The following is a 9985-nucleotide window of genomic DNA, read 5'->3' as shown; positions in this document are numbered from 1 at the left end:
GGGGGGGGGGGGGGGGGGGGGGGGGGTGCGGGCGGGGGGGGGGGGGGCCGCCGCGCGCCCCGCGGGGGGGGGGGGCGGGGGGCGGGGGGGGGGCGGGGCGGGGCGCCCCCCCCCCCCCCCCCCCCCCCCCCCCCCCCCCCCACGACTCAGAGCGCCAGGTCGAACCGGTGCTCGTCAGTGATGGAGTTGCACAGTGCGTCGCAGGAGTTCCCGGTCACCACACCGAACGCGACGCCCGGCGCGAAGGGGCGCTCGGTGGCGGTCACCGCGATCCGCACCTTCTGGGTGGTGGCGTCGCAGAACACCTTGCGGTTGGTCGTGCCGGTGCGCATCGAGTCTCCGATCGCCTGGGCGACCTTGACGGTCAGGTCGACCTGCGTCGGCTGCGAGCAGGTCAGGGTGACCGGGACGAAGACCGCCGCCCCACTGGCGTCGATCTTGCCGCTGCCGCCCAGTGCGACGGCGCTCAGCGGGGCGCCGTCGATCGCCGCGCTCTGCGGGGCGCTGGCGCTGGCCGACGGAGCGAGAGCCAGCACCGCCCCGGCCGCGGCCAGGCCGATCGCGAGCAGGGGGCGGCGGATCGTGCGTACGGTCATGATGGTTCCTCTCCCAATGTGTCGCCGCACCCTGCGACGACACCGGAAACACCCCCCGGGGGCGGCGCGGGTTTCGGCGGCTCGGATGGCGAGAAGGTGAACCTTGGTGAGCCTCCCGGTGGCCCCGGGATCGTCGAACGGCGTGACCCGCGCGTGGCCTGGGTACCGTTCGGTCCATGGAACTCCTGCCGGACGACCGCACGGCCGACGCCGGCCTGGCCGAGTTGGCGGACCTGCTCGCGGGCCCGCTGCTGCCGGCGGCGCGTGGCCTGCTGGGCTGCCGCCTCACCGCCGGGGGCGTCACCGTCCGGATCACCGAGGTCGAGGCGTACGCGGGCACGGCCGGCGACCCCGCCTCGCACGCCCACCGGGGCCGCACGCCCCGCAACGCGGTGATGTTCGGTCCCGCCGGGCACGCCTACGTCTACTTCACCTACGGCATGCACTGGTGCGTGAACGTGGTCACCGGTGACGAGGGGGAGGCCGCCGCCGTGCTGCTGCGCGCCGGCGCGGTCATCGACGGCGTGACCACGGCACGGGAGCGCCGGCCGGCGGTGCGGCGCGACGTGGACCTCGCCCGCGGGCCGGCCCGGCTCTGCGCCACGCTCGGCATCGACCGCGCGGCGTACGGCGCGTACCTGCTCGGCGACGGCCCGGTCCGGTTGCGACCGCCCGCCGAGCCGGTCCCGGAGGAGGCGGTGACGGCGGGGCCCCGGGTCGGCGTGACGGGCGCGCACGACCTGCCCTGGCGGTTCTGGCTCGACGGCGATCCGACGGTCAGCGCGTACCGGCGGCACGTGCCGCGCGTCCGTCGCTGAGCGCGCCGCTACGGAGGTTGTCGGAGGGTGTGGCCATAATCACCGAACCTGCTCACCGACGGTTTCGGAGGACGTCATGGCAACTCTGCTCGCGATCGGCACCGCGAAGGGATTGTTTCTCGCCACCAGCGCCGACGATCGGCGCAGTTGGGAGATCAGCGGTCCGCACTTTCCGATGACCGGTGTCTATTCGGTGGCGGTGGACGCCCGCCGTTCGACCCCGCGGCTGCTCGCCGGCATGACCAGCTCGCACTTCGGCCCTAGTGTCGCCACCAGCGACGACCTCGGCGCCACCTGGGACGAGCCCGACCAGGCGCCGGTCGCGTTCCCGGCCGACACCGGCGTCTCCCTCGGGCGGGTCTGGCAGCTGATGCCGGCCGGCCCCGACGAGCCGGACGTCGTCTGGGCCGGCACCGAACCCTCGGCGTTGTTCCGGTCCACCGACGGCGGCCGCAGTTTCGAGCTGGTCCGTTCCCTCTGGGACCACCCGCACCGCCCGCAGTGGGAGGCCGGGTTCGGCGGTCAGGCCGTGCACACCGTGCTGCCCCACCCGCGTGACCCGGCTCGACTGCTGGTCGCCATGTCCACCGGCGGGGTCTACCGCTCGGAGGACGCCGGGGCGAGCTGGGCGCCGGGCAACACCGGCATCCGCGCCTACTTCATGCCGGACGAGTGGCCGGAGTTCGGCCAGTGCGTGCACAAGGTCGCCCGGGACGCCGACAACCCCGAGCGGCTGTACGCGCAGAACCACCACGGCGTCTACCGTTCCGACGACGACGGCCGCACCTGGTCCTCGATCGCCGACGGGCTGCCCAGCGACTTCGGCTTCCCGATGGTGGCTCACCCCGGGCGCGGCGGCACGGTGTGGACCTTCCCGCTGGTGGCCGACAGTGAGCGGTTTCCGGCCGATCACCGCTGCCGGGTGTTCCGTTCCGTCGACGCCGGCGGCAAGTGGGAGGCGCAGTCGGTGGGGCTGCCCGAGGGGCCGTTCTATCCGGCGGTGCTGCGCGACGCCATGTGCGCCGATGACGCGACGCCGGGTGGGGTCTACTTCGGCACCCGCTCCGGGTCGGTCTTCGCCAGCCGCGACGAGGGCGACTCCTGGTCGTCGGTCGCCACCCACCTGCCCGACGTGCTCTGCGTCCGCGCCGCGCAGGTCTGAGCGTGGTCACCGTGCTGCTGCCCGGCCCGTTGCGCGGCGAGGCCGGGGGCGCGAGTCGGCTGACCGTCACCGCCGCCGGGACGCTGCGGGCGGTCTTCGATGAGGTTGCCGTCGCGCATCCCCGGCTGGCCCGGCGCATCCGCGACGAGCGCGGTGAGCTGCGCCGCTATGTGAACGTCTTCGTCGACGGGGAGGACTGCCGGCATTCCGGAGGTCTGGCCACGACGGTCGTGGACGGCGCGGAAGTGCAGGTGTTGCCCTCCGTGGCGGGCGGCTGAGCGAGCCGGTTCTGCGACGTGGTGTCCGGTTGCGGTGGTGACCGGCGCCACTGCGCGACGTCCTGCCGATGGAATAGTTGACTCGTCAAATAAGTTGTGAGCTGCGTCCGGGTACCACGACGGCATCCGGTTGACACGCGAGGAGCTGGTCATGCAGTTCGGAGTCTTCACCGTCGGTGACGTCACGGTCGATCCGACCACCGGTCGGGAGCCGACCGAGCATGAGCGGATCAAGGCGATGGTCGCCATCGCACTCAAGGCCGAAGAGGTCGGTCTCGACGTCTTCGCCGCCGGGGAGCACCACAACCCGCCGTTCGTCCCGTCGTCCCCGACCACCATGCTCGGTCACATCGCGGCCCGCACCGAGCGGCTGTTGCTGTCCACCGCGACCACGCTGATCACCACCAACGACCCGGTGAAGATCGCCGAGGACTACGCGATGCTCCAGCACCTGAGCGACGGCCGGGTGGACCTGATGATGGGTCGTGGCAACACCGGCCCGGTGTACCCGTGGTTCGGCAAGGACATCCGCGCCGGCATCCCCCTGGCCATCGAGAACTACGACCTGCTGCACCGGCTGTGGCGCGAGGACGTGGTCGACTGGAAGGGCAAGTACCGCACGCCGTTGCAGTCCTTCACCTCGACGCCGCGCCCGCTCGACGGGGTGCCGCCGTTCGTCTGGCACGGCTCGATCCGCAGCCCCGAGATCGCCGAGCAGGCCGCGTACTACGGCGACGGTTTCTTCGCCAACCACATCTTCTGGCCCAAGGAGCACACCCAGCGGATGGTCGGCCTCTACCGCCAGCGGTACGCCCACTACGGCCACGGCTCCGCCGACCAGGCCATCGTCGGCCTCGGCGGCCAGGTGTTCATGCGCCGCAACTCGCAGGACGCCGTCCGGGAGTTCCGGCCGTACTTCGACAACGCCCCGGTCTACGGGCACGGGCCGTCGCTGGAGGAGTTCACCCGGGAGACCCCGCTGACCGTGGGCAGCCCGCAGCAGGTCATCGACCGCACCCTCGGCTTCCGCGAGTACGTCGGCGACTACCAGCGCCAGCTCTTCCTGGTCGACCACGCGGGCCTGCCGCTCAAGACCGTGCTGGAGCAGCTCGACCTGCTCGGCGAGGAGGTCGTGCCGGTGCTGCGCAAGGAGTTCGCCGCCCTGCGTCCGGTGCACGTTCCCGAGGCGCCCACGCACGCCTCGATGGTGGCCGCGGCCGGTGGCGCGAAGGACAGCACCGTGCACGCCGTCGACGACGTGACGGGCAAGGCGCCGGAGGGGGCGACCCGATGACCCGCCGCACGCTGGCCGTGGTGTCGGCGGGGCTGAGCCAGCCCTCGTCCACCCGGCTGCTCGCCGACCAGCTCGCCAGCGCGACCCGCGACGAGCTGGTCCGGCGGGGCCACGACGCCGAGCTGCGCGCGATCGACCTGCGCGAGTACGCCCACGACGTCGTCAACAACATGCTCACCGGGTTCCCGCCGGCCGCGCTGCGCGAGGCCATCGACACGGTGACCGGTGCGGACGGCATCATCGCCGTCACCCCGATCTTCAGTGCCTCGTACAACGGGCTGTTCAAGTCGTTCTTCGACGTCCTCGACGCGGGCTCGCTGGTCGACCGGCCGGTGCTCATCGCCGCCACCGGTGGCACCGCCCGGCACTCCCTCGCGCTGGAGCACGCGGTCCGTCCGATGTTCAGCTACCTGCGGGCGGTGGTGGTCCCCACGGCGGTCTTCGCCGCACCGGAGGACTGGTCCGACGGGACCGCCGACGGCGCGTTGCGGGGCCGGATCCGGCGCGCCGCCGGGGAGCTGGCCGACCAGGTCGAACGCCGGCCGCCCACCAGCGGCCCGGCGGACCCGTTCGCCCTCACCACCGACTTCCTGCAGATGCTCGGCCGAGGTGGCGACGCCCCGGTCAGCTGACCGGGTGGGCCACCAGCACCGGGCAGTGCGCGTGGTGGACGGCGGCCTGACCGACCGAGCCGAGCAGCAGCCCTTCGAACTGCCCCCGCGCCGCGCCGCCCCCACTCCGACGCCGATCTTGCAGATGCTGTTGGCGGAATGTCGTCTTGGTGAGCTTTTGTCGCGACAGGAAGTGCAAGATCGGCGAAAGCGGGGGTGTCGGGGGTGGGGCTTACTCTCGCCGGGTGACTTTTGAGGTGCTGCTGCGGCCGGTGCGCGAGGACGATCTCGTGGAGTTCTTCCTGCACCAGCAGGATCCCGAAGCGAACCGGATGGCCGCGTTCGGTCCCGCCGACCCGTCCGACCGCCGGGAGTTCGCCCGCCACTGGGCGCGGGTGCTCACCAACCCGGCGAATCTGGTCCGCACCGTCGAGGCCGATGGCGAGGTGGTCGGCTACGTGAGCGCCTTCCCGGTCGACGACCAGACCGAGGTCAGCTACTGGATCGACCCGACCCGCTGGGGTCGGGGCTACGCCACCGCGGCCCTGGCCGCGCTGCTGCGCGAGCTGCCCCGGCCGGTGCACGCCCGGGCCGCGAAGGACAACGCCGCCTCTCTCGCGGTGCTGCGCAAGTGCGGGTTCGTCGTGGTCGGCGAGGACTCGGGGTACGCCAACGGGCGCGGCACCGAGGTCGAGGAGTGGCTGCTGGAGCTGCCCGCCGACGCCCCTGACCTGGGCTAGCACTAGTCTCGCGGGGTGAATTGGTTGGATCTGGTCGGCTGGGCCGGCTCCGCGGTGCTGGTCTGGTCGCTGCTGCAGTCGCGCATCCTGCGCCTGCGCGCTTTGAACCTCGTCGGTTGCGCCGTGCTGATCGGCTACAACGCCGCCATCGAGGTGTGGCCCATGGTCGGGCTCAACATCGTCCTCGCGGTGATCAACATCTGGTACCTGCGGGGAATGCTCGCCACCCGCCACGACGAGCAGACCTACCAGGTGGTCCAGGTCGGGGTCGACGACCAGTTCCTCGCCCACACGCTGCGGGTGCACGGGTCGGACATCGCCCGCTTCAACCCCGACTTCCACTGGGATCCGGCCGCCGCCGACCGCTCGGCCTTCCTCGTGGTCACCGCCGACGAGGTGGTGGGGGTGGTGCTGTCGCACGCCGAGGCACGCGGGGTCGCCCAGATCGACCTGGACTACGTGACCCCGAAGTTCCGGGACTTCACGCCCGGCGAGTTCGTCTACCGGCGCAGCCGCCTCTTCACCGAACGCGGCTTCCACCGGGTCGTCAGCCCGCCCGGCATGGTCGCCCCCTACTACCACCGGCTCGGTTTCCGGCCCGAGGGCGACTCGTACGTCCTCGACCTGCCCGCGTCACCCGCAGCCGAATCGGCGTAGCGTCACCCCGGCAGGGTTCGGCCGACCCCGCACGGGGCACAGAAGCGCGTACGCCGGGCGGCCTCGTCGACCGGCGGGCGCCGTGCGTACGGCCGGCGTCACCATCGCAGAGGGAGCGAACCGGGCGTGCAGAGCTACGGGAGCCAACTGGCCCTGGTCGGGATCCTGATCGTGATCAACGCGCTCTTCGCCGGCAGCGAGATGGCGTTGGTGTCACTGCGGGACAGCCAGATCCAGCGCCTCGAACGCACCAGCCGGGCCGGAGGGGTGCTCGCCCGGCTCGCCAAGGACCCGAACCGCTTCCTCGCCACCATCCAGATCGGCATCACCCTCGCCGGCTTCCTGGCCTCCGCCGCGGCGGCGGTCTCCCTCGCCAAGCCCCTCGTGCCGCTGCTCGGGGTCTTCGGCAACGCCGCCGAGACGGTGGCGATCGTGGTGGTCACCCTTGCGCTGACCTTCGTCACCCTGGTCTTCGGCGAGCTGGCGCCCAAGCGGATCGCCATGCAGTCCGCCGAGCGGTGGGCCCTGCTGGTGGCCCGCCCGCTCGACGTGCTCGCCAGCCTCACCCGCCCGGCCGTCTGGGCCCTCGGCGCGACCAGCGACCTGGTCGTCCGCCTGTTCGGGCTCAACCCGAAGCACGAGCCCGAGGAGATCGGCCCGGACGAGCTGCGCGACATCGTCGCCGGCAACCACGGCTTCACCAAGGAACAGCGCACCATCATCGCCGGCGCCGTGGAGATCGCCGACCGGCGGTTGCGGGCGGTGCTCGTACCCCGGTTGCAGGTCTTCACGCTCGACAGCGGGACCACGGCGGAGGCCGCGCGGCTCGTGCTGGCCGCCACCGGGCACTCCCGCGCGCCGGTGGTGCGCCACGGCGGCCTGGACGACACGGCCGGCGTGATCCACCTGCGCGACCTGGTCGGCGTGCCCGACGACCGGCCGATCGACGAGATCGCCCGCCCGCCGATGCTGCTGCCCGACTCGCTGCCGGTGGTGGACGCGCTACGTCAGTTCAAGGCCGAGCGCCAGCACATCGCGCTCGTCGTGGACGAGCGTGGCGCCGTCGACGGCATCGTGACCCTGGAGGACATCCTGGAGGAGATCGTCGGGGAGATCTACGACGAGACCGACCGGGACGGCTACTCGGTGCGCCGCGAACCGGACGGCGCGATGGTGCTGCCCGGCACCTTCCCGGTGCACGACCTGCCGGACATCGGCGTCGAGCTGCCCTCGCGCCCGGCCGGCGACTACACCACCGTCGCCGGGCTGGTGCTGGCCCGACTCGGGCACATCCCGACCGTCGCGGGGGAGGACGTCACCCTGGACGGCTGGGTGCTGACGGTGGCCGACATCGACCACCGGGCCATCACCGGGGTACGCCTGCGGCAGGTCCCCGCCGCCGACGACGCCGACGAGGCCGTCGAGCCGGTGCTGGACGAGGCCCGGAGCTGACCGGGCCCGCCGATCAGTCGCGCGAGAGGTTCTGCAACCGGACCTGACCGCGGGCGACCAGGCGCTCCTTGGCGTCGCTGATCTCCACCTGCCAGAGCTGCTGGCTGCGCCCCCGGTGCACGGGGGTGCCGACCGCCCGCAGCTCGCCATCGGGCACGGCCCGCAGGAAGTCGGTCTGGTTCGACACCCCGACCACCGTGCCCCGGTCGCCCAGCCAGAGCGAACCGCCGACGCTGCCCGCCGTCTCCACGACCGAGCAGTACACCCCGCCGTGCTGGATGCCGAACGGCTGGTGCAGCTCCGGACGGACCTGCCAGCTGATGACGACGCGGTCGCCGGTCGCCTCCTCAAAATTCAGGCCGAGCAGGTTGACGAAACCACCCGTCAGATCCGGCATCTCCACGGCAGAACCCTCCTCCAAGAGCGGGGCGCAAGCGTAACCGGGCGCGTCGCTCCAAACCCGGTACGGGGCGATGCCGCCGATGGGGGAGAATCGGTGACCGTGACCGACAGCAACCTCCCGCCGTCCGGGCGGGACTCCCTGACCGACGACCTGCTCTGGCGTGGCCTCATCCAGGACTCGACCGGCCTCGACGAGCTGCGTGAGCTGCTCGACGGCGCGACGGCCACCACCTATTACGTGGGCTTCGACCCCACCGCGCAGAGCCTGCACGTCGGCTCGCTCATGCAGGTCACCACGGCCCGGCGGCTGCAACTCGCGGGTCACCGCCCCCTGCTGCTGGTGGGCGGGGCGACCGGGCAGATCGGTGACCCGAAGGAGAGCGCCGAGCGGACGCTCAACCCGCCCGAGGTGATCGCCGGCTGGGTCGAGCGGATCCGCGAGCAGCTCGCGCCCTTTGTGTCGTACACCGGGGACAACGCGGCGCAGCTGGTCAACAACCTGGACTGGACCGGTGAGATGTCGGTGGTCGACTTCCTGCGGGACGTCGGCAAGCACTTCCCCGTGAACAAGATGCTGGCGCGGGAGGTGGTGCGGGCGCGGCTGGAAACCGGCATCAGCTTCACCGAGTTCAGCTACCAGCTGCTGCAGGCGAACGACTTCTTCGAACTGCACCGCCGGCACGGTTGCCAGCTCCAGTTCGGCGGCTCCGACCAGTGGGGCAACATCACGGCGGGCGTCGACTACGTGCGGAGGCGCGGCGCGGGGCCGGTGCAGGCCTTCACCACGCCGTTGGTCACCAAGGCCGACGGTACGAAGTTCGGCAAGACCGAGGGCGGGGCGGTCTGGCTCGACCCCACGCTGACGAGTCCGTACGCGTTCTACCAGTTCTGGCTCAACGTCGACGACCGCGAGGTCGACCGCTACCTGCGGTACTTCAGCTTCCGTACGCGCGACGAGCTGGAGGAGCTGGCGAAGGCGACGGCCGAACGGCCGGCGGCCCGGCTCGCCCAGCGGGCGTTGGCCGAGGAGCTGACCACGCTGGTGCACGGCCCCGAGGAGACCCGGCAGGCGGTCGCCGCCAGCCAGGCGCTGTTCGGGCGGGGCTCGCTCGACGACCTGGCAGCGGAGACGCTGCGCGCGGCGCTCACCGAGGCCGGGCTCGTGCGGCTCACCGGCGAACTGCCGGACGTGGCGGGTCTGCTGCGGGACTCCGGGCTCGTGAGCGGCCTCAAGGAGGCCCGTCGGGTCATCGCCGAGGGCGGCGCCTACGTGAACAACACGAGGGTGACCGAGGTGGACGCCACGGTGTCGACCGGCGACCTCCTGCACGGCCGATACCTGGTGCTGCGCCGGGGAAAGCGGTCGTTCGCGGGCGTTGAGCTGGGGGAATAGTCGATCGTCGACGATGTGACGGGGGACGCGTCCGGCGGATTTGACGATCATCGGGCCGGACGCGTAACTTTCTCTCTGCCAGCGCGGAACGGACGAAACAGGCGAAAGCCTGAAGCGGCCGGAGCGTGGTGACGGCCTCGGGGTCGGACGGGTTTGCCGTCAGATCGCCGACCGGGTGGTGCTCACGGAAACGCCGCGAGGCGGATTTGGTGCGGCGGAACCGACCGGGTAAGGTAGTCAGTCGGCAGGGAAACGGGCGAGCAAGCGGGCAACCGCTGCGGCCGGCCTGCCAACCCATGACGAGAGCGGCGCGAGCCGGTCGAACCATGGTGCCCGCAACACGGCAGAAAGCACGACGAACCGGGAAACACCGGTTTGACACGGCAGAAACCAGCGGGTAACGTAGTAAAAGTGCCTGGCGCTGAAAGCGCCGGGGACGCGGAACGAAAAGCCCCAGGTTGGGGCCCCAGCAATGGGGCTTCGAGTTGGTGTGTGGTTGTTCTTTGAGAACTCAACAGGGTGCTTGTAAAGCCAGTGCCAATTATGATTTATACCCCGGACTGGCAGCCTGCTTTTGGTGGG

At 71.7% G+C, this 9985-nt stretch carries 11 protein-coding genes and 1 pseudogene; 9 read left to right on the top strand and 3 right to left on the bottom strand.

All coding sequences use genetic code 11. From position 1 onward, the window contains the following. Positions 1-146: 146 nt before the first annotated feature. Entirely contained in the window at positions 147-596 is a 450-nt protein-coding gene (locus ACIBTX_RS32375; protein ID WP_357134702.1) for a hypothetical protein, read from the bottom strand. A gap of 176 nt (positions 597-772) precedes the next feature. On the opposite strand from ACIBTX_RS32375, the gene ACIBTX_RS32370 reads away from it, so the two are divergent. From ACIBTX_RS32370 to ACIBTX_RS32350, 5 genes are all read left to right on the top strand, one after another. Then, on the top strand, positions 773-1414 hold the full coding sequence (locus ACIBTX_RS32370; RefSeq protein ID WP_357134701.1) for a DNA-3-methyladenine glycosylase: 642 nt from the start codon (positions 773-775) through the stop codon (positions 1412-1414). A 76-nt stretch (positions 1415-1490) separates the two neighbouring features. Continuing rightward, positions 1491-2576, top strand: a complete 1086-nt coding sequence (locus ACIBTX_RS32365; RefSeq protein WP_357399133.1) for an exo-alpha-sialidase — start codon at positions 1491-1493, stop codon at positions 2574-2576. Positions 2577-2578: 2 nt separating this feature from the next. Beyond that, positions 2579-2854: a ubiquitin-like small modifier protein 1 gene (locus tag ACIBTX_RS32360; protein ID WP_396833403.1), complete on the top strand. Its 276-nt coding sequence runs from the start codon at positions 2579-2581 to the stop codon at positions 2852-2854. A 151-nt stretch (positions 2855-3005) separates the two neighbouring features. Further along, a complete protein-coding gene (locus ACIBTX_RS32355; RefSeq protein ID WP_357134696.1) occupies positions 3006-4148 on the top strand; it encodes an LLM class flavin-dependent oxidoreductase in 1143 nt (380 codons plus the stop codon). Beyond that, a complete protein-coding gene (locus ACIBTX_RS32350) occupies positions 4145-4780 on the top strand; it encodes an FMN reductase (protein WP_396833402.1) in 636 nt (211 codons plus the stop codon). Before ACIBTX_RS32355 ends, ACIBTX_RS32350 begins: the two co-directional genes overlap by 4 nt. On the opposite strand, the pseudogene ACIBTX_RS32345 reads toward ACIBTX_RS32350, so the two are convergent. After that, positions 4773-4880, bottom strand: a pseudogene (locus tag ACIBTX_RS32345) (universal stress protein); the annotation flags it as partial. The gene ACIBTX_RS32350 and the pseudogene ACIBTX_RS32345 overlap by 8 nt on opposite strands. Positions 4881-5004: 124 nt before the next feature. Here ACIBTX_RS32345 and ACIBTX_RS32340 point away from each other — a divergent pair. The 3 genes from ACIBTX_RS32340 to ACIBTX_RS32330 all read left to right on the top strand — a co-directional run bounded on the left by ACIBTX_RS32340 (position 5005) and on the right by ACIBTX_RS32330 (position 7608). Further along, positions 5005-5499, top strand: coding sequence for a GNAT family N-acetyltransferase (locus tag ACIBTX_RS32340; RefSeq protein WP_396833401.1), 495 nt, complete (start codon positions 5005-5007; stop codon positions 5497-5499). Positions 5500-5514: 15 nt separating this feature from the next. Further along, the gene (locus tag ACIBTX_RS32335; RefSeq protein ID WP_357134690.1) at positions 5515-6156 is read left to right on the top strand and encodes a hypothetical protein; all 642 of its coding nucleotides are present in this window, start codon (positions 5515-5517) and stop codon (positions 6154-6156) included. 126 nt (positions 6157-6282) lie between these two features. After that, on the top strand, positions 6283-7608 hold the full coding sequence (locus ACIBTX_RS32330) for a hemolysin family protein (protein ID WP_396833400.1): 1326 nt from the start codon (positions 6283-6285) through the stop codon (positions 7606-7608). Positions 7609-7621: 13 nt separating this feature from the next. On the opposite strand, the gene ACIBTX_RS32325 is transcribed toward ACIBTX_RS32330, so the two are convergent. Next, the gene (locus ACIBTX_RS32325; protein ID WP_357175934.1) at positions 7622-8029 is read right to left on the bottom strand and encodes a PaaI family thioesterase; all 408 of its coding nucleotides are present in this window, start codon (positions 8027-8029) and stop codon (positions 7622-7624) included. 81 nt (positions 8030-8110) lie between these two features. On the opposite strand from ACIBTX_RS32325, the gene tyrS reads away from it, so the two are divergent. Then, positions 8111-9403: a tyrosine--tRNA ligase gene (gene tyrS / locus ACIBTX_RS32320; RefSeq protein ID WP_357134727.1), complete on the top strand. Its 1293-nt coding sequence runs from the start codon at positions 8111-8113 to the stop codon at positions 9401-9403. The last annotated feature ends 582 nt before the right edge of the window (positions 9404-9985 follow it).

Source organism: Micromonospora sp. NPDC049359, assembly GCF_044466585.1.
GTDB lineage: Bacteria > Actinomycetota > Actinomycetes > Mycobacteriales > Micromonosporaceae > Micromonospora.
This window is presented reverse-complemented; position numbering and strand designations above follow the sequence as displayed.

Bases quoted from the DNA above. Each gene is read 5' to 3' on its own strand.
- ACIBTX_RS32375 (WP_357134702.1), bottom strand. From the start codon at position 596: ATGACCGTACGCACGATCCGCCGCCCCCTGCTCGCGATCGGCCTGGCC.
- ACIBTX_RS32370 (WP_357134701.1), top strand. From the start codon at position 773: ATGGAACTCCTGCCGGACGACCGCACGGCCGACGCCGGCCTGGCCGAG.
- ACIBTX_RS32365 (WP_357399133.1), top strand. From the start codon at position 1,491: ATGGCAACTCTGCTCGCGATCGGCACCGCGAAGGGATTGTTTCTCGCC.
- ACIBTX_RS32355 (WP_357134696.1), top strand. From the start codon at position 3,006: ATGCAGTTCGGAGTCTTCACCGTCGGTGACGTCACGGTCGATCCGACC.
- ACIBTX_RS32350 (WP_396833402.1), top strand. From the start codon at position 4,145: ATGACCCGCCGCACGCTGGCCGTGGTGTCGGCGGGGCTGAGCCAGCCC.